This is a genomic window from Pseudomonas sp. RG1, from assembly GCF_025910115.1.
Classification (GTDB): Bacteria; Pseudomonadota; Gammaproteobacteria; order Pseudomonadales; family Pseudomonadaceae; genus Aquipseudomonas; species Aquipseudomonas atacamensis.
In genome coordinates, this window is record NZ_JAPCIK010000040.1 from 63,406 (window position 1) to 87,695 (window position 24,290).

The following is a 24,290-nucleotide window of genomic DNA, read 5'->3' on the forward strand; positions in this document are numbered from 1 at the left end:
CGTCATCCTCGCGGACTTTTTGCCTCTACGCTTCAGAGGCCAACGCCCTGACAGCGGAGTGTCCCGTGTTTGCAAATCTGTTGATCATCCTCGCCTCATCCCTGGTGGTGATTGCCCTGTTCCGGCGCCTGCGACTGCCGCCGGTGCTGGGTTACCTGTGCGTGGGATTACTGGTCGGGCCGAACGCATTCGACTGGGTCAACGAGAGCGAACATCTGCCCGATGTCGCCGAGCTGGGCGTGGTGTTTCTGCTGTTTTCGCTGGGTCTGGAGTTCTCCCTGTCGAAGATGATTGCGCTGCGTCAGGTGGTGTTTCGCCTCGGCAGTCAGCAAGTGTTGATCAGCACAGCGCTGCTCGGCACACTGTTGATGGGCCTGGGCATGCCGCTGATGCCGGCGCTGTTGCTCGGTGCCGGATTATCGCTGTCATCCACGGCGATCGTGACCAAGGAGCTGGGCAGTCTTGGTGAAGTATTCAGCAGCCACGGCCAGAACGCGGTCGGCGTGTTGCTGTTTCAGGACGTTGTCGCGGTATTGCTGCTGACACTGGTTCCGGTCTTCGCCGGCACCAGCGAGCAGGCCTGGTATTGGGCCTTGCCGTTGACCCTGGGCAAAACCGTGGTGCTGTTCTTCGGCCTGCTGCTCGCCAGTCGCTGGTTATTGCCACGGCTGTTTCATGAGGTGGCGGCCTCGCGCTCTGCGGAGCTGTTCGTCCTGCTGGCGCTGGTGATCGTGCTGCTGACTGCCTGGCTCACGCACTTGTTGGGGCTGTCGCCTGCACTCGGCGCTTTCCTCGCCGGCATGTTGCTCGGGGAAAGCCATTACCGGCACCAGATCGAAGCCGACATCCGGCCCTTTCGCGACATTCTGCTCGGCGTGTTCTTCGTCAGCATCGGCATGCTGATCGACCTGCAATTGTTCGTCAGTCACAGCCTGTTGATCATCGGCCTGACGCTCGGCCTGATGCTGATCAAGGGCATCGTGGTCGCGCTGCTGGTGAAGTGGCGCGGCAGTGACAGCGAAACCGCATGGCGCAGCGGCCTGGCCCTGGCCCAGGGTGGCGAATTCTGTTTTGCCTTGATGGCGCAGATGCAGCAGAACAGCCTGTTGCCGGCCGAACCGGGCGCCCTGCTGCTCGCGGCGACGTTCTGTTCGATGCTGCTCACGCCACTGCTGTTGCGTGCGGCGCCGCGCATTGCCGCCGTGCTGCACCGCAAGCCCAATCAGGAAGCGCAGATCGAACAGATCAGCGCGCTCAACGCCGACCTCGACCAGCACGTGGTGATCTGCGGCTACGGGCGCGTCGGCCAATCCATCGGCCGCTTCATGGGCAACGCCGGGCAAGCCTATGTTGCGCTGGACAACGATCCGGTGCGGGTGCAGGAAGCCGCATCCGCGGAAAGCGACGTGCATTACGGCGACTCGGCGCGTGGCGATCTGCTTACTGCGGTTGGCCTGTTGCGCGCCAGGCTGCTGGTAATCGCCGTGGATCAGAGCGACGTGGCGTTGCGCATTCTGCGCGAAGCCCGGCGACTCAACCGACAGGTGCCGATTCTGGTACGCACCCGTGACGACAGCCAATCGGCGGAACTCAGAGCCGCCGGTGCCACCGAGGTGGTGCCGGAGCTTTTGGAGTCGAGCCTGATGCTCGCTTCACATGCGCTGATCATGCTCGGCCTGCCCGCGCACAAAGTGCAGGAGAAGGTCGATCAAGTGCGTATCGATCGCTATCGCCTGCTCCACGGTTTCTATCCCGGAGCCAATGATGAGGAAATCTAGTCCTGACTCACCGCGCCGATCTTGTGCAGCGACAGGTCGGCGCCGTAATACTCTTGTTCCTGACTCAGGCGCAGCCCATGCAATGCCTTGATCGCGCCGTAGACGACGAAGCCGCCGACCAGCGCGACCGCGACGCCAAGCGCAGTGCCAATCAACTGGCTGATCAGGCTGACACCGCCCAGGCCACCCAGCGCAGACTGACCGAAGATGCCGCAGGCAATCCCGCCCCACACGCCACACAAACCATGCAACGGCCATACGCCCAGCACATCGTCGATGCGCCATTTGACTTGCGCAGCGGTAAAGCACCAGACAAACAAGGCTCCGGCGATCGCGCCGGTTACCAGCGCACCTACCGGATGCATCAGGTCGGAGCCGGCGCAAATCGCCACCAGCCCGGCCAGCGGGCCGTTGTGCAGAAAGCCCGGGTCATTGCGCCCGACGATCAACGCGGCGACGGTGCCACCGACCATGGCCATCAGCGAGTTGACCGCGACCAGGCCACTGACACCTTGCAGGGTCTGCGCGCTCATCACGTTGAAGCCGAACCAGCCGACAATCAGGATCCACGAGCCCAGCGCCAGAAACGGAATACTCGACGGCGCGAACGCGACCAGGCGCCCATCGCGGTAGCGACCATTGCGCGGGCCGAGCAGCAGAACAGCGGCCAATGCCAGCCAACCGCCCACGGCATGCACCACCACCGAGCCGGCGAAATCATGGAATGCCGCGCCAAACTGCTCCGCCAGCCAGCCTTGCAAGCCGAAGTTGCCGTTCCAGATCAGCCCTTCGAAAAACGGATAGATAAACGCTACGATCAGCGCCGTCGCGCACAACTGCGGGACGAAACGCGCGCGTTCGGCAATGCCGCCGGAAATGATCGCCGGGATGGCGGCAGCAAAGGTCAGCAGGAAGAAAAACTTCACCAGGCCATAGCCGTGGTCAGCCGTGAGCACCGCCGCCGGTTGCATGAAGGTGACGCCATAGGAGATCCAATAGCCTATAAAGAAATAGGCCAGGGTCGAGACGGCGAAGTCGCTGAGGATTTTCGCCAGCGCGTTGACCTGGTTCTTCTGCCGGACCGTGCCGACCTCCAGAAAGGCGAAACCGGCGTGCATCGCCAGTACCATCACCGCACCGATCAGAATGAACAACGTGTTGGAGCTGTGAACCAGCGAGTCCACAGCGCTTTGCAGATTTTCCATGAGGAGGCAGACCCAAGGCTAAAAGGCACCAAAGCGGTTCATGCGGGCATTTCATGCACCAAATTACGACTCATCAAATATCCAACGGCAGGGTTGATGAACTGATTTGGCGCATATATCGATGTCCGATCACGAACCGCGAGCAAATGAATTAGAGTTTTCTGCTCGGACGCCCGGCAACAGCGCACATACGCCGAGCGACGCACCACGACACAGCAAAAGTTGTACCAGGCATTTGCACTGAACCTTCGCGCAAGGCTCATACTCGAACGCTTCAAAGCCACCTACGGAGATCCACCCATGGCCAGCATCAAGGCAAAGACTGCTCAAGAAATCCTGATGAACGACTTCCAGACTCTGGTCGCCGACACCGAACGCCTGCTCGAGCACACCAAGACCCTCGCTGGCGATCAGGCCGATGAGCTGCGTGCCCAGATTCACGACAGCCTGCTGCGTGCCCGGGAAACCCTGAAAGTGACTGAAGACACCTTGCGCGAGCGCGGTCAGGCGGCGGTCACCGCTACTGAAGACTATGTATCGGCCAACCCATGGCAGTCGGTGGGCATCGCTGCCGGCGTCGGCTTTCTGATCGGCCTGCTGGCAACTCGGCGCTGATCATGTCGATCGGTGAATCCGGCCCGACTGCGGGCACCGCCTCCTCCACACGTCGCCTCGGCGCTGCCGTTCTGGGCCTGCTGCACAGTCATGTCGAACTGTTCGGCATCGAACTGCAGGAGCAGAAATCACGCACTGTCAGCCTGCTGCTGTTCGCCGGCCTGGCGTTGGTGTTTGCCCTGCTGTTGCTGGTGGGTCTGTCGACGCTGGTGATGATCATCTTCTGGGACACCTACCGCCTGGCAGCGATCATCGGCCTGTGCGTGTTTTACACGCTGGCGTCGATCTTCTGCGGCCTACGCCTCAAAGCGGCGATTTTCGATGAGTCCTCGCCTTTCCACGGCACGCTCGAAGAGCTGGCCAACGACCGGGAGCGCCTGCTGCCATGAGCCTGCCTGAACTTCCGCACAACAGCTCACGCCGGGAAATGCGCAAGGCGCTGATCCGCCTGCGCATGGAAATGCACCGTCAGGAAATCCGCCACGAAACCGCGCAAGTGTTGCAACCGTTGCAGCGCATGCGTGGCATGAAGCAGAACGTGCAGGACGGTTTTGGCATCAAGCACGCGCCGTTGTGGGGCGTGGCGGCGGTGACGCTGCTGGGTTTCCTCACCGGCAAAGGCTCGAAACGCAGCAGTGGCGGCGGTTTGACGCGACTGCTGCGTCTGGGCACGACGCTTGGGCCGCTGATCAGACTGGTCATGCACAGCTCGGGCAAACGCTGAAGCGCCCATCTGGCTACATTCTTGCAATAGCGCCGGGATGAATCTCCTTATCGGGAGATTCCATCCCGCGTGCCTATCCGGCAAGCGCGGCCAAACCAAAAACAAGATTAAGGACTTGCCGTGATCGACGGGCAACCGCTCGCCTGTTTTCAGCCTTTCATCGATACCGCCACCGGCCGCATCGCTGGTGTCGAAGCACTCGGTCGCTTGCGCCAGAGCGATGGTCAACTGACCTCGGTCGGACCGTTGTTCGCCGACCCACGGACACCGGCCACTGCCTTGCGCCGTCTCGATCGGCAGATCCGTGACCACGCCCTCAGCCGCCTGCATGAAGCGCCGGCGGAGTGGTTCCTCAGCCTGAACATGTCGCCACGCTGGATCAGTCGCCTGCGCGCCGATCAAGCGCTGCCAAGCCTCAAGCAATTGGCGCGACACCAGGTTGATCCGCAGCGCATCGTTTTCGAAATCACCGAACTGGGCGGTAACAGCGAACGCCTGGCCCACGTGGTCGGGCGCTACCGTAACGCAGGGGCGAGAATCGCCATCGATGATTTTGGCGCCGGCTATTCGCAGCTGGATCGGGTATTGGCCCTGCAACCGGACATTCTCAAGCTCGACATGCGCCTGTTTCAGGCTGCGGCCCTCGGCGGACCGAGCAGTGACGTGGTCAAAGCACTTGCGCAGATGGCCGAAAAAACCGGCTGCTGGATCATCGCTGAAGGCGTCGAAACCGAAGCACAGCTGAATTTCGCCCTGGAGTGCGGCTCGCGCTACGTACAAGGTTTTCTTTTCGCCCGGGCGCAGGAAGACTTCTTCGCTACGGATGCTTTCGTCGCGCATTTCGCCCAACTCAGGCAGCGCTACGTAAAACAGAAACTCAGCGAGCGCGGAAGGCTGATGCAGATGCGTCAGCAGCTCAGCGAACTGATGGCGATTCTGCAGCAATGGGCGCAGGCCCGCGCCCCGCTCAGTGCGTTGCCGCAATTGCAGGCGTTTCCCTGGCTGCTGCGCTTTTATCAGTGCGATCGCCACGGCACGCAACTGACGCCCAACCTCGAATGGCGCCATGACGGCTGGTTTGCCGATGACCGCTATCTGGGGCACAACTGGTCGTGGCGACCGTATTTCTATCATCTGCTGGCCGAAGGCTGGGAAGAACGCCGCCTGACCCTGTCGAACACCTATCGCGATGCCACCAGCAACCAGTATTGCCTGACTGCCGGACAGTTTTTCGATAACGGTGAACGCTTGCTGTTGATCGATATCGACGCAGCAGGCCTGTAGTTCTGCTTGCAGGCACAGGGCCGAACCGGGAAGCTAGGGCGATCAGTTACCAGACGGAGAGAATCAGCCTTGGATTGGCCAACCCTGCTCAACCGCGAACGCCTCGGCAAGCCGCTGCACAGCCCGCAAGAACTCGGCCGCAGCCCTTTTCACAAAGACCATGACCGCATCATTTTCTCCGGTGCCTTCCGCCGCCTCGGGCGCAAGACCCAAGTGCACCCGGTCACCAGCAACGATCACATTCATACCCGCCTGACCCACTCGCTGGAAGTCAGCTGCGTCGGCCGTTCGCTGGGCATGCGTGTCGGTGAAACCTTGCGCAGCGCGCTGCCAGACTGGTGCGACCCGGCCGACCTCGGCATGGTCGTGCAATCGGCTTGCCTGGCGCATGACATCGGCAATCCGCCGTTCGGCCATTCCGGCGAAGACGCGATTCGCCACTGGTTTCAACAAGCCGCCGGGCGTGGCTGGCTGGACGGCATGAGCGAGGCCGAGCGTGGTGATTTCCTCAATTTCGAAGGCAATGCTCAAGGCTTTCGCGTGCTGACGCAGCTGGAATATCACCAGTTCGACGGCGGCACGCGCCTGACCTACGCGACGCTGGGCACCTATCTGAAATACCCATGGACCGCGCGCCACGCCGACTCCCTCGGCTACAAGAAACACAAATTCGGCTGCTATCAGAGCGAGCTGCCATTGCTCGAACAGATCGCGCACAAACTCGGTCTGCCGCAAATCGAAGACCAGCGCTGGGCACGCCATCCATTGGTCTACCTGATGGAAGCCGCTGATGACATCTGCTATGCGCTGATCGATCTCGAAGACGGTCTGGAAATGGAGTTGCTCGAATACGCCGAAGTCGAGTCACTGCTGCTCGGTCTCGTCGGTGACGACTTGCCGGAAACCTATCGCCAGCTCGGCCCGCAGGATTCCCGGCGGCGTAAACTGGCGATCCTGCGCGGCAAGGCCATCGAGCACCTGACCAACGCGGCGGCGCGGGCATTTGTCGAACAGCAGGATGCTCTGCTCGCCGGCACGCTGCCCGGCGATCTGGTCGAACACATGCACGGGCCGGCGAAGCGCTGCGTGTTGAACGCCAAGGACATCGCGCGCAAGAAAATCTTTCAGGACAAACGCAAGACCCTGCATGAGATCGGCGCGTACACGACGCTGGAGATCCTGCTCAATTCGTTCTGCGGCGCCGCGCTGGAGCAGCACAACGGTCGCACGCCGTCGTTCAAGAGCCGGCGCATCCTCGATTTGCTTGGCAACAATGCGCCGGATCCGCAGGGTTCGTTGCACAGTTCGTTTCTGCGCATGATCGATTTCATCGCCGGCATGACCGACAGTTACGCCAGTGACATGGCACTGGAAATGACCGGGCGTTCAAGTCACTGAGTCTGATGGTGGTCGGCCGGTCACCTGACCGGCTGACCACCATGAGAGTTTCGCTGAATGCCCCTGTGCACCGAGTGAGATTCAACTACGCTTGACCCATTAACCCGATCAAATAAACACCGCTGATTAAACGCAACTTTAAACATCGACAAATAATTGAATATCAATATTGGCCTTCGGATCATTTCAATCTTCGGCCAATTGATTGCTCGCCCTTCCTTACGCCGAACCTAATTTCAACGTAGTCTCTTTCCTCATTACGCGTAGGATTAATCCGATAACGTAGTCGCGACACTACCAGTCCATGCGAGTGCTCATGCATCTGAGCTAAGGTGCGCGCTTTATTCATGCTTGCATGGGACTCTATTTATGAACTCCGTTTTTATTGTGGACGATCATCCGGTCATCCGCCTCGCCGTGCGAATGCTCCTGGAACATGAAGGCTACAAGGTCGTCGGCGAGACCGATAACGGTGTCGATGCCATGCAGATGGTCCGTGAATGCATGCCCGACCTGGTCATTCTCGATATCAGCATCCCCAAGCTGGACGGCCTCGAAGTGCTGGCCCGCTTCAACACCATGGGTTCGAATTTCAAGATTCTGATTCTGACGGCGCAGTGTCCTACGCTGTTCGGCATTCGTTGCATGCAATCCGGCGCATCGGGATATGTCTGCAAGCAGGAAGACTTGAGCGAATTGGTCAGCGCAATCAAAGCGGTACTTTCCGGTTATAACTATTTCCCCAGTCAAGCGCTTAATCCGGTGCGCGCCGACGACACTCGATACGCTGAACTTGAACTGTTCAAATCCGTCAATGACCGCGAACTGATGGTATTGCAGTTATTTGCTCAGGGACGTACCAACAAGGAAATAGCCAAGGGCATGTTTCTGAGCAACAAGACCGTCAGCACTTATAAAAAGCGTCTGATGCAAAAACTCAAAGCCAGATCCCTTGTAGAACTTATCGAGATGGCCAAACGTAACGCACTCGTGTGAGACTCCGCATGCCCAGCCGTGTAAAGGACTACCTGATTGCCTTGAGCGCTGTTCTGTACCTGAGCGCCAATGCCCTCGCCGCGCCAAGCGCTTCACCGGACTATGCATTGCTCAGCCGCTCGGCCACCGAGGCCGTGCAAACTGTCCTGCAGCCGTCACAACGGCAATGGCTGCAGACTCGCAGCGAACTGAAACTGGGTACCTCCGCACCTGATTACCCGCCATTCGACATGACCGTCAGTGGCCAGGACTACGAGGGACTGACCGCCGATTACGCAGGGATTCTCGGTCAGGCCACCGGTTTGCCGATTCGCGTGCAACGCTTTCCCTCGCGCGAGGCTGCAATTCGCGCCTTGATCGATGGCCAGATCGACCTGCTTGGCACAGCCAACGGCTACGAAGCAGGCAATGCCAACCTCGCGCTTTCCAGACCCTATGCGGTCGATCAGCCGGTACTGGTAACCCGCGAGGACGAAACCCGCTCGCTGACCGAAGGCCTCGCCGGCCTGCGCCTGAGCATGGTGTATCACTATCTGCCGGTGCCCGAGATCAAAGCGCTGTATCCCAAAGCGCTGATCACTTGCTATCCGTCCTACCAGAACGCAATCAACGCGGTGGCCTTCGACCAGGCCGATGTGTTTCTCGGCGACACCCTCTCCACCCATTACATGATCAACAAGGGCTATCTCAACAATGTCCGTATGGCCAACTTCGGCAAGCAGGAAGCCCATGGCTTCAGCTTCGCCGTGCGGCGCAGCAATCCGCAGCTGCTGGGCATCATCGACACGGTGCTCGCGGCGATCCCGAGCAGTCAGCGCGACGACATCGCCAAGCGCTGGAGCGCCGGCAGCGACCTGCTGCTCACTGACAGAAAACTGCAGCTGACTGATCGTGAGGAAAAGTGGCTCAAGCAGCACCCCGTCGTCAGCGTGGTGGTCAATGAAGCTTACGCACCGTTGACCTTCTTCGACAGCGCCGGCAATTTCCGCGGCATCAGCGCCGACCTGCTCGAGCTGATCCGCTTGCGTACCGGCCTGCGTTTCGAGGTTCAGCGCAGCCGCAACGATGCGGAAATGATCAGGCAGATCGACAATCACAAGGCCGATCTGATTGCCGCCCTGCTGCCCAGCGCCGAACGTGAAAAAAACCTGAGCTTCAGTCGCCCGTATCTGGAAAATTCCTACGTGCTGCTGACCCGCAAAAGCGCCGACAGCCCGACCAATCTGGGCCAACTCAAAGGCAAGCGTCTGGCGATCGCCCAAGGCAATCCGCTGGTCGCCTACTTGCATGAGAATTTTCCGGGCATCGAACTGATCGAAACCCCCGACACGTTCAGCGCCGTGTCGATGCTGGCCGACAACCATGTCGACGGTGCGGTGAACTCGCTGGTGATCGCCAACTACTTCATCTCATCGCGCATATTCGATCGGCCATTGCAAATCACCACCACGATCGGCACCAGTCAGGCAGCCTTCTCGCTGGCGACCGCACGTGACAACACCGAACTGGCCTCGATCATCAACAAGGCGCTGCTGAGCATCGCTCCCGAGGAGCTCGGCGTGATCAACGGCCGCTGGCGCGGTTACTCCACGGCATCACAGAACATCTGGCAAAACTACCAGCGCCTGTTCTACCAAGTGGTCGCAGCCGCCGGCCTGATCCTGCTGCTGTTGTTGACCTGGAACGCCTACATGCGCCACCAGATCAAACAACGCCAGGCTGCCGAACGTGCACTGAACGATCAACTGGAGTTCATGCGCTCGCTGGTCAACGGCACGCCGCACCCGATCTACGTGCGAGATCGCCAGGGTCTGCTGCAAAGTTGCAACGACAGTTATCTCGAAGCGTTCAACGCCAGACGCGAGGACATCATCGGCAAAGGCGTGATGCAGGGCACCCTGAGCAACGCATGCGAGGCCGAGGCATTCCAGGCCGATTACCAGAGAGTCATTGCCGAAGGCATTCCGTTGATACTCGACCGGCCCCTGCACATCGGCAACCGCCGTTTGACGATTTACCACTGGATTCTTCCCTACCGCGACTCCAGCGGTGACGTTCAAGGGATTATCGGCGGCTGGATAGACATCAGTGAACGCCGCCAATTGTTTGAAAAACTGCGTGCAGCCAAAGAGCAGGCGGACGAGGCGAACCGGGCCAAAAGTACCTTCCTGGCAACCATGAGCCATGAGATCCGTACGCCGATGAACGCCGTAATCGGCATGCTCGAACTGACCCTGCGACGCATCGATCCGCAACACCCCGATCGCGCATCGATCGACACGGCCTACCATTCGGCCAAGGATCTGCTCGGGCTGATCGGCGATATCCTCGACATTGCCCGCATTGAGTCGGGACGTCTGAGCCTGTCCCCGGAGTGGATCAATCTGGTCGACACAGTGACCTCCGTTGCACGCATCTTCGACGGCCTCGCGCGGCAGAAAAACCTTGCCTTGCAAGTCGTCTTCAACCCACCGCACCCGGCTGTGGATGTACATCTGGATCCGCTACGCTTCAAGCAGGTGCTGTCCAACCTGGTCAGCAACGCTATCAAGTTCACCGAAAGCGGCCACGTGCGGATCACCCTCGACCTGATCCCGGCAGACGCTGCTGGTCGAACATTGATGCAGCTGACCGTGCAGGACAGCGGCTCAGGCATCAGCGCCGAAGATCAACAGCGCTTGTTCGAGCCATTCTCGCAGGCGGAAAACGGCAGTCGGCAGGCAAAAAACGGCGCCGGACTGGGGCTGGTCATCAGTCGCAACCTGTGCGAAATGATGGGCGGACAACTGCAGTTGAGCAGCCAGCCCGGCATCGGCACTCAGGTGTGCATATCGCTGCCGCTGGACAGCCTGCCGGCAAAGGCGAATCCGCCGAAAAGCGAACCGTTGATCAAGCCTGCGACAACGCCGTTACATGTCCTGGTTGTCGACGACCATCCGGCCAACCGTCTGCTCATGTGTCAGCAACTGGAATTTCTCGGTCATCGCTTCAGCATTGCCGAAGATGGCTGCAGCGGCCTCGAACGGTGGAAGGCCGATCATTTCGATCTGGTGATCGTCGACTGCAACATGCCCTTGATGAACGGCTACGAGATGACCCGTGGGATTCGCCAGCTTGAACTGCAAAACCATCGCCCGCCGTGCACCGTGCTGGGTTTCACCGCCAATGCCCAGCCGGAAGAAGTCCAGCGCTGCAAGCTCGCCGGCATGGACGACTGCCTGTTCAAACCGTTGAGTCTGACCCTGCTCGGACAGTGGATCGACGGCATCACGCCGGCATCACCGGCCTCGGTGTTCGACCTGCAAAGTCTGAGCTTGCTGACCGGCAACAACCCCGGGCAAACCCGACGCATGCTGGTGGAGCTCCTCAAGAGCAGCCGCCTCGACCGCGAGGAACTACTCAGGCTGTCACCCGAGGATGATCGCGAAGCGCTGGCGGTGGTTGCGCACAAGATCAAGGGCGCAGCACGCATCGCGCAGGCCTCGCGGCTGATTGAATGTTGTGATGAGCTTGAGACCGCTTGCGAGCAAGCGCTCGCGCCACAGGAGATTGCCCGTCGCTGGGCGGCAACCAGCCAGGCGATGCTCGAACTGGCGCAGGCCCTGCAGCAGCAATTGACCCTGGCCGATCAAGGCACAGTCAGCGAGTCTTAACTATGCTTGGACGCTGAGCAGTGAGTTAAACATTCATGGAGAGCCAGCAATGCACAGCCCACTGCGCCCCGAGCAACGCCGGTTGCCGCTGCACGTGCACATCAGCGTCATGTTCACCTTTCTTTTATTGCTCACGGGCGTGGTGCTGGGCCTTTTCAATTACCACCAGACCACGCAGATCATCCTGTCGAGCAGCGAAAAGCTGTTTGACCGCATCGAGCAGGATGTACGCCTCGATCTGCAGGCAACCTATCAGCCGATCCGCAACCTGCTGAGCCTGCTGGCGGACACCCCGGCGGCCCAGGCGAGCGATCTGCAACAACGCCTGCCGTTGCTCAAACCCTTCAGCCAGTCGCTCACCGATAACCCGGCGCTGGCGTCGTTGTATCTGGGTTACGCCAATGGCGATTTCTTCATGGTGCGCGCGCTGCGCACTCCGGCTCTGAAGGCACAGCTTCAGGCGCCGGAAGCGGCGGCCTATCAGGTCTGGAGCATCGAGCACGAGCCGCAAGGCACTGTACGCTCGCAATCACTGTTCTTTGATCAGGCCCTGACGCCGCTCAGCCGCCGCGATCATCCAGACGAGCCTTACGATCCGCGCAGCCGGACCTGGTTCAGCGACGCCCTGCAACAGGCCGGGCAAATCACCACCGAGCCCTATGTATTTTTCTCGACCCACAATGTCGGCACCACGCTGGCCCGGCGCAGCGGCGAGAACGCGGTGATTGGCGCCGATCTGACCCTCGCTTCGCTGTCGACCGCCCTGGGCAAGCACCGGGTCACGCCTTCGACAGAGATCGCGCTGTACGACACCGATGGCAACGCCGTGGCCTATCACGACAGCCATCGCCTGATCGTCGATGACCGCACTGCGCGTCTGGCCAGAGCGGCCGATCTCAGCCCTGAACTGAACGCGCTGCTCAGCTCCGACACTATCGGCAAGCGTCTGCAAGTAAACGACCGGCAATGGATCGTCGCGCGCACCAGCATCGAGGAAGGCGGGCCGAAAGGTTTGCAACTGGCGCTGCTGGTGCCGGAAGACGAATTGCTGGTGGATGCGTTCCGGATGCGCTGGCAAGGCGCGCTGATCACCCTCGCCATCCTGTTGCTGTGCCTGCCATTGGGCTGGGTGATTTCGCGGATTCTGGTCAAGCCGCTGCATGCCCTGGTCAAGGAAGCCGACGCGATCCGCAGCTTCGACTTCAGTTCTCCGCTGGCGCGCCGCTCGCCCGTACTGGAAGTCGATCAATTGAGCCTGTCGATGGCGCGGATGAAAGAAACCCTCGGCAGTTTCTTCCGCATCACCGACAGCCTTTGCGCCGAAACCCGTTTTGCCCCGCTACTCGAACGCGTGCTGTTCGAAACCGTGCAGATCGCTCAGGCGCAGGCCGGTCTGATCTACCTGCGCGAAGCCGACGGCGCGCGCATGGAACCCTATGGACTGGTGATTGATGGCGTGCCGCAGAAGCTGGAGGCGTTCGACATTGAGGGACGCGAGCTGCATAAAAACACTGGCCCGGCGTGGTTCGAGCAACTGGCCAGCGCCAACAATACCGTCAGCCATCTGGGCTTCGATCAGGCCGGCGACTTGCAGAAAATCCTCCTGGCCATGGAATCACCGCGCATTCACCTGATCGGCATCCGCCTGCACAACCAGCACGATGAAACCATCGGCCTGCTGATTCTGCTGGTCAATGACAGCGGCGCGCCGGGCGACCTGGAAAAGCTACGCCCCGACCGTATCGCCTTCTTGCAGGCGGTGTCCGGCGCGGCGGCGGTGAGCATCGAAAGTCAGCGTCTGCAAGCGCGGCAGAAACAACTGCTCGATGCCTTCATCCAACTGCTCGCCAGCGCGATCGATGCCAAGAGCCCCTACACCGGTGGCCACTGCCAGCGGGTTCCGGAATTGACGCTGATGCTCGCCCAGGCCGCTGCGGCAAGCCAGGACCCGGCGTTCAGCGGCTACCAGCCGAGCGAGGATGAATGGGAGGCGTTGCACATCGCAGCGTGGCTGCACGATTGCGGCAAGGTCACGACGCCGGAATACGTGGTCGACAAAGCCACCAAGCTCGAGACCATCAACGACCGCATCCACGAAATCCGCACCCGCTTCGAGGTGCTCAAGCGTGACGTGTGGATCAACTACTGGCAGACGCTGGCAAGCGGTGGAGACGAAGCGGCGCTGGCCCGCGCCCGTGATAGTGAGTTGCTGATGCTCGACGACGACTTCGCCTTTGTCGCCCGCTGCAATCTCGGTGGCGAGGCCATGGCCGAGGCCGATCTGCTGCGCCTCGAGCAAGTCGCGCAACGCAGATGGCTGCGCACACTTGATGATCGCCTCGGTGTGTCCTGGGAAGAAAACCGCCGCCAGGCAAAAACATCGGCGCCGACACTGCCCGTCAGTGAAACACTGCTGGCCGACAAACCCGAGCATCTGATCGAACGCGACAAGAACGAGCTGATCCCCGAGGACAACCCTTGGGGCTTCAAACTCGATGTACCCGAGTACAAGTACAACCGCGGCGAGCTGTACAACCTGAAGATCGCCCGTGGCACGCTGACCCGCGAAGAGCGCTACATCATCAACCATCACATGGTGCAGACGATCATGATGCTCAGCCACCTGCCCTTCCCCGGTCACTTGGACAGCATTGCCGAGATCGCCGGCGGCCATCATGAAAAAATGGACGGCACCGGGTATCCGAAACGGCTGAAGCGCGAGGAAATGAGCCTGCCGGCGAGGATGATGGCGATTGCCGATATTTTCGAAGCGCTGACCGCCGCCGATCGCCCTTACAAGAAAGCCAAGTCGTTGAGCGAGGCGCTGGGGATCATGGCGACCATGTGCCGTGAAGCGCACATCGATGCGCCGCTGTTCGGCCTGTTCATCAATGAGGGTGTGTACATGCAGTACGCGACGCGGTTTCTTGATCCCGCGCAAATCGACAGCGTGGATACGGCCAGCCTGCTGCACAAGGCTGGCCTCAGCGGTTGATCAGCAGTCGGTCAGGCGCAGGAAAATCGCCGCCAGTTGCTCGATGCCGGACTGATCCTCGGCGCCGAAACGCGCCAGCTTCGGGCTGTCGAGGTCGAGCACACCGATCAGGCGTCCGTCCTTGACCAAGGGCACTACCAGTTCGCTGTTGGACGCGCTGTCGCAGGCGATGTGGCCCGGGAAGGCATGTACATCCTCGACGCGCTGGGTTTGCAGGCTGGCAGCGGCAGCGCCGCAAACACCGCGCCCGAACGGGATGCGCACGCAAGCGATCTGACCCTGAAACGGGCCGAGCACCAGCTCTTCGTTGCGATTGAGGTAGAAACCGGCCCAGTTCAGATCATCGAGCTGGTTGAACAGGAATGCGGAAAACTGCGCGGCATTGGCGATGAAGTCGCGTTCGTCCGCCAGTAGCGATTCCAGTTGCGCGGCCAACATACCGTAGCCTTCGAGGCCCTGGCCGCTTTGTTGCAAATCAATCATGCCTTGTGCTCCAGCAATTTCAGTCCCACCCAGTAGCGGGCGAATTGATACGCGCAACGTCCGTTGCGATTACCGCGGCCGGTGGCCCAGCGCACGGCGAGGATGTCCAGTGCTTCGTCGCGCTGCCAGCTCAGGCCGGCCTTGGCGGCGAACTGGCCGATCCAGTGCTCGACGACGTTGAGAAAATGTTCCTGGGTAAACGGGTAGAACGACAGCCACAGACCGAAACGATCAGACAGGGCGATCTTGTCTTCCACCGCTTCGCTCGGGTGCAGTTCGCCGTCGACGCGCTTCCAGTTTTCGTTGTCGCTTTCCTTTTCCGGCACCAGGTGGCGTCGGTTGGAAGTGGCGTACAGCAAGACGTTGTCGGGTGCCTGCTCGAGCGAACCGTCGAGCACGCTTTTCAGCACGCGGTAGTCGCCTTCGCCGGATTCGAACGACAGGTCATCGCAGAACAGCACGAAACGTTGCGGCAATTTGGCGACTTGCTCGACCACCCGTGGCAGGTCAGCCAAGTGATCGCGTTCGATCTCGATCAGACGCAGGCCGGCAGCGGCGTGCTCAGCCAGCAACGCACGCACCAGCGAAGACTTGCCGGTACCGCGCGAGCCCCAGAGCAAGGCGTGGTTGGCCGGCATGCCATCAAGAAATTGTTGTGTGTTGCGCCCCAACTGCTCCAACTGCCGGTCGACGCCGATCAGGTCGGACAGACGCATGTCGAGGCTGACTTCCAGCGGCAACAGGTAGCCGCTGCGACCGTCACGCTGCCAGCGCGCTGCCAGGCATGTGTTCCAGTCAATAACGGGGCGCGGTGCCGGCAACAGTGGTTCGATTCGCGCCAGAACCGACTCGGCGCGTTCAAGAAAAGCATTCAATCGGGAATCCACGTCTTCTCCTCGGGCACTTTCACAGTGATGATGACGATCCAGCGACGACACACAGATAAAATCGCCTCAGCAAGCCTTGTTACAAGGCGATTCGGGAACCTCGGTATCCCTGCATGATCGACTATGCTTGAGCAGCGAAGGGAAACGGAAGTGGTTCAACAACCCATGGATATCAAATTCACCCACCGGCTGTCTTACAAGCAAGCCAGGCTTACCGTGCTGGTCGGGTTCATTCTGGGCACCCTGCTCAGTCTGCTGCAGATCGGCATCGATTATGCCAGCGAAGACGCTTCCATCAACCGGGAAATCCTCGCACTGCTGGAAATCAGCCACAATCCGGCCTCGCGCATCGCCTACAACATCGATGCCGAACTGGCGCAGGAGCTCACCCTCGGCCTGCTGCGCTCGCCGGCGATCATCGCCGCGCAACTGATCGACAACAACGAGACCGTCCTGGCCAACGTCAAACGCCCGGAACTGCAGAGCAGCTATCGGCTGATCAGCGACTTCCTGTTCGGCGCCAAGCGTCATTTCGAAGATCGCCTGTACCTCGACCATTTGCCCAACGAATCCCTCGGCGTCCTCAAACTGGAAGTCGACACTTACGCCTTTGGCAGCCGCTTCTTGCGCCGCGCGGAAGTCACCCTGCTCAACGGTTTCGCCCGCAGCCTGCTGCTGACCGGGATCCTCCTGGCGCTGTTCTACGTGATGCTGACCAAGCCACTGGTGCGGGTCATCCGTGAGCTCAGCGGCCGCGACCCGCGCAGCGCCGAGCCGACCACGCTCGAGTGCCCGGCCGGCCACGGCAACGATGAGATCGGCGTGCTGGTCAAGGTCGCCAATCAGCAGTTCGAGAACATCGCCACCGAAATCCAGCAACGGCGCACCGCGGAAAACCGCCTGACCGAATACCTCGCGCAACTGGAAGATATCGTCTCGGCGCGCACCGCCGAACTCAAGGCAATCAACGCCCGCCTCAGTCAATCAAACGAAGAACTGGAAGTAGCACGCCGCACAGCGCTGGACATGGCCGAAGCGCGTTCGGCGTTTCTGGCCAATATGAGCCATGAAATCCGCACACCGCTCAACGGTTTGCTGGGGATGATCGCACTGTCACTGGACGGCCCGCTCAACGCCGAGCAGCAGCAACAACTGTCGATCGCCCACGACTCGGGCAAGGTGCTGGTGGAACTGCTCAACGATATTCTCGACCTGTCGAAATTCGACGCCGGGCAACTGGAGCTGGAAAACATCCCGTTCGACCTCGGCTCGCTGATCGAAGACACCGCCAACCTGCTCTCGCAGAACGCCGCGCCGAGCGTAGAGCTGACCTGCCTGATCGAGCCGCACTTCCCGGCGCTGGTGCTGGGCGACCCGACCCGGGTGCGGCAGATCGTCAGCAACCTGCTGTCCAACGCGCTGAAATTCACCCGCTTCGGTCGGGTCGATGTGCGCCTGTCGGCACACAAGGGTGGCGTGCGCATCGAAGTCTGCGACACCGGCATCGGCATCGCCCAGGAAGCGCAGGTGAAAATCTTCCAGCCGTTCACCCAGGCCGGCGCCGGTATCACCCGTCAGTACGGCGGCACCGGGCTGGGGCTGGCGCTGACGTACAACCTGTGCGAGGCGATGCAGGGTCGACTGACCATCAGTTCCGAAAGCGGCTTCGGCAGCCAGTTCTGCGCCGAACTGCCACTGCCCTCTCACACCCGCGCGCTGCCGCCGATACCGTTACGCGGCAAGGTTCTCGCCATCACCGCTGCCAGCAGTGGCTTGGCGGAATTGCTGAAAAGCCTGTTGCCGGTGTGGGGCCTGGAATACACGCAGCGCACCATTGATGATTCGCTGCTGGGCCTGAATCCGGATGTGCTGATCACCGATTGTCCGGAATGCCTGTTCGGTTTGCGCCCGAGCATCACCGCACCGATTCTGCTGGTGACTGCTTATGGCAGTTTTCTGCCCAGCGAAGAAGCCACCGCCCTCGCCCCCTTGCAGCAGCAGGCCCGGCCGCTGGCGCGCAACGCGCTGTACCAGCATCTGCGACGGATTCTGCAACCGGAGGTCGCCGCCCTCACCGAAGCGCAAGCGGACGCCTCGCCGTCCGCGCGTCGGGGCAAGGTGCTGCTGGTCGAGGACAACCCGGTCAATCAACTGGTGGCAAAAGGCATGCTTGGCAAGCTTGGCTGCGATGTGGTGGTGGCGGGGCATGGCGCCGAGGCGCTGGATCAGCTGGAGTTTGCCGATTTCGATCTGGTGCTGATGGACTGCAACATGCCGGTGATGGATGGCTATGAAGCCAGTCGGCAGATTCGCCAGAGCGGGCGCTGGCCGAATCTGCCGATTGTCGCGCTGACCGCCAATGCCATGTCTGAGGAACGCGAACGCTGCCGCGCGGCGGGCATGAGCGACTATCTGGCCAAACCGTTTCGCCGCGAAGAACTCGCCGCGCTGCTCGATCAGTGGATGCCGACTACGCCAGCGCTTTGATTTGCCCGAGCAAATGATCGAGGCCGGCGCGCAAGTCGTTGAGCCGGTCCAGATCAACGCCACTGTCGCAGAGCAGGCGCGCTTTCAGCGGACCGACCTGCTCGCGCAATGCTGCTCCGGCAGGGGTCAGGCTCAAATGCACTTCGCGTTCATCACGTGCCGAGCGCCGACGCTGGACCAGATTGATCTGCTCCAAACGCTTGAGCAATGGCGTCAACGTCCCCGAGTCCAGCGCCAGACGTTCGCCCAAGGCCTTGACCGTCGGTTGCTCCGGCGCAGCATCCTGCCATTCCCACAGCACCAGCATCGCCAGGTACTGCGGGTAGGTCAGACCCAACTGATCGAGCATCGGCTTGTAGGCGCGAATCACCGCCCGCGAGGCCGCGTACAGCTTGAAGCACAACTGGCTGTCGAGCTTCAGCGAATCAACCGCCAGGCTCATTTCAGCAGAGCTTCGATCTCGCCGCTCAGGTCTTGCGGCTTGGTCGTCGGGGCGAAACGCTTGACCAACTGGCCATCCTTGCCGATCAGGAACTTGGTGAAATTCCACTTGATGCCCTGCGAGCCGAGCAGGCCCGGGGCGCGCTTCTTCAACTGCACGAACAGCGGATGGGCATCGGCGCCGTTGACGTCGATCTTCTTGAACAGCGGGAAGCTGACGCCGAAATTCAGTTCGCAGAATTCGCTGATGGCGCCCTCATTGCCCGGCTCCTGCTTGCCGAACTGGTTGCAGGGGAAACCCAACACCACCAGCCCCTGGTCCTTGTAGGTCTGCCAGAGTTCTTCGAGGCCCTTGTATTGCGGAGTGAAGCCACACTTGCTCGCGGTATTGACCACCAGCACCGCTTTACCGGCGAAATCGGCCAAGGTCTTTTGCTCACCCTTGATGGTGGTGCACGGAATATTCAGCAGGTTGTTGCTCATGGGTCGGCTCCGCAATGGTGAGGAAGGCGCAAACATAACGAGCAATTGAATTGCGTGCAATCTAATTGCTCGATAAAAAGGCGACGCAATGTCGCCTGTTTCGGTTATTCGCGCGGCTCGAGATTCAGGCACACCGAGTTGATGCAATAACGCAGGCCGGTCGGTGGCGGGCCATCCGGGAATACGTGCCCCAGATGCGCATCGCAGCGCGCGCATTTCACTTCGGTGCGAATCATGCCGTGGCTGGTGTCGCGGATCTCAGCCATCGCGCTATCGCCGATCGGCGCGTAAAAGCTCGGCCAGCCGCAGCCGGAGTCGAATTTGGTCTTCGAATCGAACAAAGGCTCGTTGCAGCACACACAGTGGTAGACACCGTCGGTTTTGGTGTCGTTGTATTTGCCCGAGAAGGGACGCTCGGTGGCACTCAGACGGCAGACGTTGTACTGCTCGGGGTCGAGCATGGCACGCCATTCTTCCAGGGTTTTCTGCAACTTTTCCATCATCACACCTCAGCGGCTGAAAAAGCCCGATCTGTACCTTTTCCACGGATCGGGCGGCACGTATGATTGCGCCTCGTCACGCGCCAGTCTGGCAGCCAGACCGGGCGCATTCAAACGGATTCTGAGCGCAAAAGCGCCAGACCTCCGCCTGTGCGAAGACGCAGCAATCCCAGTACGGTTGTCCATTTGCCGCCTGGATCGTTCATTTTCGGGATCACATCGCCATGCAGTTCAGCAAATCGAACAAGCTCGCCAACGTCTGCTACGACATTCGCGGCCCGGTGCTCAAGCACGCCAAACGACTGGAAGAGGAAGGCCAGCGCATCCTCAAGCTGAACATCGGCAACCCGGCGCCGTTTGGTTTCGAAGCGCCGGACGAAATCCTCCAGGACGTGATCCGCAACCTGCCGACCGCGCAGGGCTACAGCGATTCCAAAGGCCTGTTCAGCGCGCGCAAGGCGGTGATGCAGTACTACCAGCAGAAGCAGGTTGAAGGTGTCGGCATCGAAGACATCTACCTGGGCAACGGTGTGTCCGAGCTTATCGTGATGTCGCTGCAGGCGCTGCTCAACAACGGCGACGAAGTGCTGGTGCCAGCCCCGGACTATCCGCTGTGGACCGCTGCCGTCAGCCTCGCTGGCGGTAACGCTGTGCATTATCTGTGCGACGAAGGCGCCGACTGGTTCCCGGATCTGGCCGACATCAAGGCCAAGATCACCCCGAACACCAAGGCCATGGTGATCATCAACCCGAACAACCCGACCGGTGCGGTTTACTCGAAGGAAGTGTTGCTGGGCATGCTGGAAATCGCCCGGGCGCATAATCTGGTGGTGTTCTCCGATGAGATCTACGACAAGATTCTCTATGACGACGCCGTGCACATCTGCACCGCTTCGCTGGCCCCGGACCTGCTCTGCCTGACCTTCAACGGCCTGTCGAAATCCTACCGCGTGGCCGGTTTCCGCTCCGGCTGGATTGCCATTTCCGGGCCGAAACACAACGCGCAGAGTTACATCGAAGGCATCGACATGCTGGCCAACATGCGCCTGTGCGCCAACGTGCCGAGCCAGCACGCGATCCAGACCGCGCTGGGGGGCTACCAGAGCATCAACGATCTGGTGCTGCCGCAGGGTCGCCTGCTGGAGCAGCGTAACCGCACCTGGGAGTTGCTTAACGATATTCCCGGCGTCAGCTGCGTGAAGCCGATGGGCGCGTTGTACGCGTTCCCGAAAATCGACCCGAAGGTCTGCCCGATCCACAACGACGAGAAGTTCGTGCTTGATCTGCTGCTTTCCGAGAAGCTGCTGGTTGTGCAGGGCACGGCGTTCAACTGGCCGTGGCCGGATCACTTCCGCGTGGTCACCCTGCCGCGCGTCGATGATCTGGAAATGGCCATCGGCCGCATCGGCAACTTCCTCAAGTCCTACCGCCAGTAATGGGCCAGCAGTGCGCAACGGATTGGCTGTTGCGCACTGTCTGATTCAGCAACACATCTTTGTTCCGCGCCTTTGCAGCCCTTCTACACTTGCGATGCGAGCCGTACAGACGTATCTGACCTAATGGCGGCGGGGCGAAAGGCTGTGTCATCCGTGTTGGAATCGAGGGTGGGAATTTTCTTTTTGCTCAGGAAACCGCTGTAGGACACAGTTTGAAATAGTCACTCGGTTGAATAGCCCGGTGCCGCACCTTATATACCCCGCAGTACGCTACATCTTTAGCTTGAGGAGAGTTCTACAACCATGATGCGCATCCTGCTGTTTTTGGCCACTAACCTGGCGGTCGTGCTGATAGCCAGCATCACCCTGAGCCTGTTCGGCTTCAACGGGTTCATGGCGGCCAACGGGGTCGACCTCGACCTCAGTCAGCTGCTGGTCTTCTGTGCGGTCTTTGGTTTCGCCGGCTCGCTGTTCTCGCTGTTCATCTCCAAGTGGATGGCGAAGATGAGCACCGGTACGCAAATCATCAGCCAGCCACGCACTCGTCATGAGCAATGGCTGCTGCAAACGGTCGAGCAATTGTCCCGGGAAGCCGGGATCAAGATGCCTGAAGTCGGGATTTTCCCGGCCTACGAAGCGAATGCTTTCGCTACCGGCTGGAACAAGAACGACGCGCTCGTCGCGGTCAGCCAAGGCCTGCTCGAGCGATTCTCGCCCGATGAAGTGAAAGCCGTACTGGCCCACGAAATCGGTCACGTCGCCAACGGCGACATGGTCACGCTGGCGTTGATCCAGGGCGTGGTGAACACCTTCGTGATGTTCTTCGCGCGGATCATCGGTAACTTCGTCGACAAGGTCATCTTCAAGAACGAAGAAGGCCAGGGCATCGCCTACTACGTGGCGACCATCTTCGCCGAACTGGTGCTGGGCATCCTCGCCAGCGCAATCGTCATGTGGTTCTCGCGCAAGCGCGAATTCCGTGCCGACGAAGCCGGCGCCCGCCTGGCCGGTACCAGCGCGATGATTGGCGCTCTGCAACGCCTGCGTGCCGAACAGGGCCTGCCGGTGCACATGCCCGATACCCTGAACGCCTTCGGCATCAACGGTGGCATCAAACAGGGCTTCGCCCGCATGTTCATGAGCCACCCGCCGCTGGAAGAGCGTATTGACGCACTGCGTCGTCGCGGTTGATTTGACCGAAGTGAAAAAGAAGGCCCGCAGCGATGCGGGCCTTTTTTTGTATCTCCAGATCATGCGTTGTCGGCAAAGCCCCATTCGCGAGCAGGCTCGCTCCCACCTTTGGAATGCATCCCACTGTGGGAGCGAGCCTGCTCGCGAAGACGCCGGAGCTGCTGACAGAAAACTATCTGGAAGAAACCCGATAAACCCGCTCCACCAACCACTCAACCCCGCCCTGCTGAAACTTCGGGCTCTCAGCCAGAATATCCCGCTCTTCCAGTTTCTCCAGCTGCCAACCCTGGCCCAGCAGCCGCTGCGCCTCATCATCATTCACCGCAAACGGCGGCCCGGGAATCTGCGTCTGATCGTAATCCAGGGTAATCACCAGCCCTTTCATCTCCGGCGCCAGCAAGTGCTGCAGATGCGCCGCATAGCGCTGGCGCATCGCGTCCGGCAAGGCAATCAGCGCGGCGCGGTCGTACAGCGCCGTGCAACCAGCAACATCCTCTGCCGTCAGCGCAAAAAAATCACCACACCACAATTCGAACGCAACAGTGCGATAAACCTTGAATGCGCCCTGCTCGCTGATCTGCGGCTGCAATCGATGATCGCTGAAAAACTCCTCGACAGCCTTTTCCGCTAGCTCCACTCCAAGCACCTGATGTCCCTGCCCGGCAAGCCAGAGCAGATCCAGACTTTTCCCGCACAGCGGCACCAGCACGCGTGCCGACGGTGCAATCGCCAGCTCCGGCCAGTAGCGCTGCAAATACGGGTTGGCCTCGGCCTGATGAAAGCCGATCTGGTTCGAATCCCATTTCTTGTACCAAAACTCAGGCTGCATGGATCACTCCCGAAAAACCGATGAAAAACCGCAGAAACTTATATTGGATTCAGATCGGTGATCTGACTGAAGATGGTTCATCTTAGCGCTCAGGAGCCCGTCCATGTTGCCCAGCCTGTTTATCTCCCACGGTTCACCGATGCTCGCGCTGGAGCCCGGTGCCAGCGGCCCGGCACTGGCGCGACTAGCCGCTGAACTGCCGCGCCCCAAAGCCATCGTCATCGTCTCGGCGCACTGGGAAAGCCAGGAACTGCTGGTCAGCAGCCACCCGCATCCGGAAACCTGGCACGACTTCGGCGGTTTCCCCCGTGCGCTGTTTGAAGTTCAGTACCCGGCACCGGGCAATCCGCAGCTGGCCGCCGAAGTGGCTGAACTGCTGAACGCCCATGACTTGCCGGCGCGGCTCGATCCGCAACGACCGTTTGATCATGGTGTTTGGGTGCCACTGTCGTTGATGTATCCGCAGGCCGACCTTCCGGTGGTGCAGGTCTCGCTGCCGAGTCGTGGCGGGCCGGCGTTACAGACGCGGGTTGGCCGTGCGCTGGCGAGCCTGCGCGAACACGGCATTCTGTTGATCGGCTCCGGCAGCATCACCCACAACCTCCGCGAGCTGGACTGGCATGCCGGCCCGGAAAGCATTGAACCGTGGGCGCGGGATTTTCGTGACTGGATGATCGACAAACTGGCGGCCGACGATGAAACGGCGCTGCATGATTATCGCCAGCAGGCGCCAAATGCGGTGCGCAGTCACCCGAGTGATGAGCATTTGTTGCCGTTGTATTTTGCTCGCGGTGCTGGCGGGGTTTTCAGCGTGGCGCATCAGGGTTTCACGATGGGGGCGCTGGGTATGGATATTTATCGCTTCGGTTGAGGCCTTCGCGAGCAGGCTCGCTCCCACAGCAGCC

Annotated in this window: 20 protein-coding genes; 13 read left to right on the top strand and 7 right to left on the bottom strand. The window is 60.4% G+C overall.

Annotated features, from left to right (window positions below):
* The first annotated feature begins 65 nt into the window (after positions 1-65).
* Positions 66-1,778 (top strand): cation:proton antiporter, encoded by a 1,713-nt coding sequence (locus OK411_RS19730; RefSeq protein WP_016770839.1) that lies wholly within the window; start codon positions 66-68, stop codon positions 1,776-1,778.
* Here the strand turns inward: OK411_RS19730 and OK411_RS19735 are convergent.
* Complete coding sequence (locus OK411_RS19735) at positions 1,775-2,983, bottom strand: ammonium transporter (protein ID WP_264365574.1); 1,209 nt, start codon at positions 2,981-2,983, stop codon at positions 1,775-1,777. The two genes, OK411_RS19730 and OK411_RS19735, sit on opposite strands and share 4 nt — an antisense overlap.
* Before the next feature lie 300 nt (positions 2,984-3,283).
* Here OK411_RS19735 and OK411_RS19740 point away from each other — a divergent pair, with 300 nt between their 5' ends.
* From OK411_RS19740 to OK411_RS19775, 8 genes are all read left to right on the top strand, one after another.
* The gene (locus OK411_RS19740; RefSeq protein ID WP_016770842.1) at positions 3,284-3,598 is read left to right on the top strand and encodes a DUF883 family protein; all 315 of its coding nucleotides are present in this window, start codon (positions 3,284-3,286) and stop codon (positions 3,596-3,598) included.
* Positions 3,599-3,600: 2 nt separating this feature from the next.
* Positions 3,601-3,987: a phage holin family protein gene (locus tag OK411_RS19745; RefSeq protein ID WP_008079909.1), complete on the top strand. Its 387-nt coding sequence runs from the start codon at positions 3,601-3,603 to the stop codon at positions 3,985-3,987.
* Positions 3,984-4,322: a hypothetical protein gene (locus tag OK411_RS19750; protein WP_016770844.1), complete on the top strand. Its 339-nt coding sequence runs from the start codon at positions 3,984-3,986 to the stop codon at positions 4,320-4,322. Before OK411_RS19745 ends, OK411_RS19750 begins: the two co-directional genes overlap by 4 nt.
* A 120-nt stretch (positions 4,323-4,442) precedes the next feature.
* Positions 4,443-5,606, top strand: coding sequence for an EAL domain-containing protein (locus OK411_RS19755; protein WP_024013699.1), 1,164 nt, complete (start codon positions 4,443-4,445; stop codon positions 5,604-5,606).
* Positions 5,607-5,675: 69 nt separating this feature from the next.
* Positions 5,676-7,004 (top strand): deoxyguanosinetriphosphate triphosphohydrolase, encoded by a 1,329-nt coding sequence (locus OK411_RS19760; RefSeq protein ID WP_264365575.1) that lies wholly within the window; start codon positions 5,676-5,678, stop codon positions 7,002-7,004.
* A gap of 369 nt (positions 7,005-7,373) precedes the next feature.
* The gene (locus OK411_RS19765) at positions 7,374-8,000 is read left to right on the top strand and encodes a response regulator transcription factor (RefSeq protein WP_016770847.1); all 627 of its coding nucleotides are present in this window, start codon (positions 7,374-7,376) and stop codon (positions 7,998-8,000) included.
* Between the two features lie 8 nt (positions 8,001-8,008).
* Positions 8,009-11,653, top strand: a complete 3,645-nt coding sequence (locus OK411_RS19770; protein WP_264365576.1) for a transporter substrate-binding domain-containing protein — start codon at positions 8,009-8,011, stop codon at positions 11,651-11,653.
* Positions 11,654-11,702: 49 nt separating this feature from the next.
* Positions 11,703-14,648, top strand: coding sequence for an HD domain-containing phosphohydrolase (locus OK411_RS19775; protein ID WP_264365577.1), 2,946 nt, complete (start codon positions 11,703-11,705; stop codon positions 14,646-14,648).
* Here OK411_RS19775 and OK411_RS19780 read toward each other — a convergent pair whose 3' ends face one another.
* The gene (locus OK411_RS19780; protein WP_130887914.1) at positions 14,649-15,131 is read right to left on the bottom strand and encodes a GAF domain-containing protein; all 483 of its coding nucleotides are present in this window, start codon (positions 15,129-15,131) and stop codon (positions 14,649-14,651) included.
* The gene (locus OK411_RS19785) at positions 15,128-16,018 is read right to left on the bottom strand and encodes an ATP-binding protein (RefSeq protein ID WP_264365578.1); all 891 of its coding nucleotides are present in this window, start codon (positions 16,016-16,018) and stop codon (positions 15,128-15,130) included. Before OK411_RS19785 ends, OK411_RS19780 begins: the two co-directional genes overlap by 4 nt.
* Before the next feature lie 165 nt (positions 16,019-16,183).
* Here OK411_RS19785 and OK411_RS19790 point away from each other — a divergent pair, with 165 nt between their 5' ends.
* Positions 16,184-18,505 (top strand): response regulator, encoded by a 2,322-nt coding sequence (locus tag OK411_RS19790; protein WP_217878612.1) that lies wholly within the window; start codon positions 16,184-16,186, stop codon positions 18,503-18,505.
* On the opposite strand, the gene OK411_RS19795 is transcribed toward OK411_RS19790, so the two are convergent.
* From OK411_RS19795 to msrB, 3 genes are all read right to left on the bottom strand, one after another.
* Entirely contained in the window at positions 18,489-18,947 is a 459-nt protein-coding gene (locus OK411_RS19795; RefSeq protein ID WP_217878613.1) for a MarR family winged helix-turn-helix transcriptional regulator, read from the bottom strand. The genes OK411_RS19790 and OK411_RS19795 overlap by 17 nt on opposite strands.
* Positions 18,944-19,429, bottom strand: a complete 486-nt coding sequence (locus OK411_RS19800) for a glutathione peroxidase (protein WP_071173117.1) — start codon at positions 19,427-19,429, stop codon at positions 18,944-18,946. Before OK411_RS19800 ends, OK411_RS19795 begins: the two co-directional genes overlap by 4 nt.
* A 104-nt stretch (positions 19,430-19,533) precedes the next feature.
* The gene (msrB, locus tag OK411_RS19805; RefSeq protein ID WP_016770855.1) at positions 19,534-19,929 is read right to left on the bottom strand and encodes a peptide-methionine (R)-S-oxide reductase MsrB; all 396 of its coding nucleotides are present in this window, start codon (positions 19,927-19,929) and stop codon (positions 19,534-19,536) included.
* 224 nt (positions 19,930-20,153) lie between these two features.
* Between msrB and OK411_RS19810 the strand changes: the two genes are divergently transcribed.
* Complete coding sequence (locus OK411_RS19810) at positions 20,154-21,365, top strand: pyridoxal phosphate-dependent aminotransferase (protein WP_016770856.1); 1,212 nt, start codon at positions 20,154-20,156, stop codon at positions 21,363-21,365.
* 303 nt (positions 21,366-21,668) lie between these two features.
* Entirely contained in the window at positions 21,669-22,556 is an 888-nt protein-coding gene (gene htpX / locus OK411_RS19815; RefSeq protein WP_007908619.1) for a protease HtpX, read from the top strand.
* Between the two features lie 172 nt (positions 22,557-22,728).
* On the opposite strand, the gene OK411_RS19820 is transcribed toward htpX, so the two are convergent.
* Positions 22,729-23,385 (bottom strand): thiopurine S-methyltransferase, encoded by a 657-nt coding sequence (locus OK411_RS19820; RefSeq protein ID WP_264365579.1) that lies wholly within the window; start codon positions 23,383-23,385, stop codon positions 22,729-22,731.
* 103 nt (positions 23,386-23,488) lie between these two features.
* Between OK411_RS19820 and OK411_RS19825 the strand changes: the two genes are divergently transcribed.
* On the top strand, positions 23,489-24,256 hold the full coding sequence (locus OK411_RS19825; protein ID WP_123443528.1) for a DODA-type extradiol aromatic ring-opening family dioxygenase: 768 nt from the start codon (positions 23,489-23,491) through the stop codon (positions 24,254-24,256).
* The last annotated feature ends 34 nt before the right edge of the window (positions 24,257-24,290 follow it).

Bases quoted from the DNA above. Each gene is read 5' to 3' on its own strand.
- OK411_RS19750 (WP_016770844.1), top strand. From the start codon at position 3,984: ATGAGCCTGCCTGAACTTCCGCACAACAGCTCACGCCGGGAAATGCGC.
- OK411_RS19780 (WP_130887914.1), bottom strand. From the start codon at position 15,131: ATGATTGATTTGCAACAAAGCGGCCAGGGCCTCGAAGGCTACGGTATG.
- OK411_RS19810 (WP_016770856.1), top strand. From the start codon at position 20,154: ATGCAGTTCAGCAAATCGAACAAGCTCGCCAACGTCTGCTACGACATT.
- OK411_RS19775 (WP_264365577.1), top strand. From the start codon at position 11,703: ATGCACAGCCCACTGCGCCCCGAGCAACGCCGGTTGCCGCTGCACGTG.
- OK411_RS19745 (WP_008079909.1), top strand. From the start codon at position 3,601: ATGTCGATCGGTGAATCCGGCCCGACTGCGGGCACCGCCTCCTCCACA.
- OK411_RS19735 (WP_264365574.1), bottom strand. From the start codon at position 2,983: ATGGAAAATCTGCAAAGCGCTGTGGACTCGCTGGTTCACAGCTCCAAC.
- OK411_RS19820 (WP_264365579.1), bottom strand. From the start codon at position 23,385: ATGCAGCCTGAGTTTTGGTACAAGAAATGGGATTCGAACCAGATCGGC.
- OK411_RS19770 (WP_264365576.1), top strand. From the start codon at position 8,009: ATGCCCAGCCGTGTAAAGGACTACCTGATTGCCTTGAGCGCTGTTCTG.
- msrB (WP_016770855.1), bottom strand. From the start codon at position 19,929: ATGGAAAAGTTGCAGAAAACCCTGGAAGAATGGCGTGCCATGCTCGAC.
- OK411_RS19790 (WP_217878612.1), top strand. From the start codon at position 16,184: ATGGATATCAAATTCACCCACCGGCTGTCTTACAAGCAAGCCAGGCTT.
- htpX (WP_007908619.1), top strand. From the start codon at position 21,669: ATGATGCGCATCCTGCTGTTTTTGGCCACTAACCTGGCGGTCGTGCTG.
- OK411_RS19800 (WP_071173117.1), bottom strand. From the start codon at position 19,429: ATGAGCAACAACCTGCTGAATATTCCGTGCACCACCATCAAGGGTGAG.
- OK411_RS19825 (WP_123443528.1), top strand. From the start codon at position 23,489: ATGTTGCCCAGCCTGTTTATCTCCCACGGTTCACCGATGCTCGCGCTG.
- OK411_RS19795 (WP_217878613.1), bottom strand. From the start codon at position 18,947: ATGAGCCTGGCGGTTGATTCGCTGAAGCTCGACAGCCAGTTGTGCTTC.
- OK411_RS19765 (WP_016770847.1), top strand. From the start codon at position 7,374: ATGAACTCCGTTTTTATTGTGGACGATCATCCGGTCATCCGCCTCGCC.
- OK411_RS19740 (WP_016770842.1), top strand. From the start codon at position 3,284: ATGGCCAGCATCAAGGCAAAGACTGCTCAAGAAATCCTGATGAACGAC.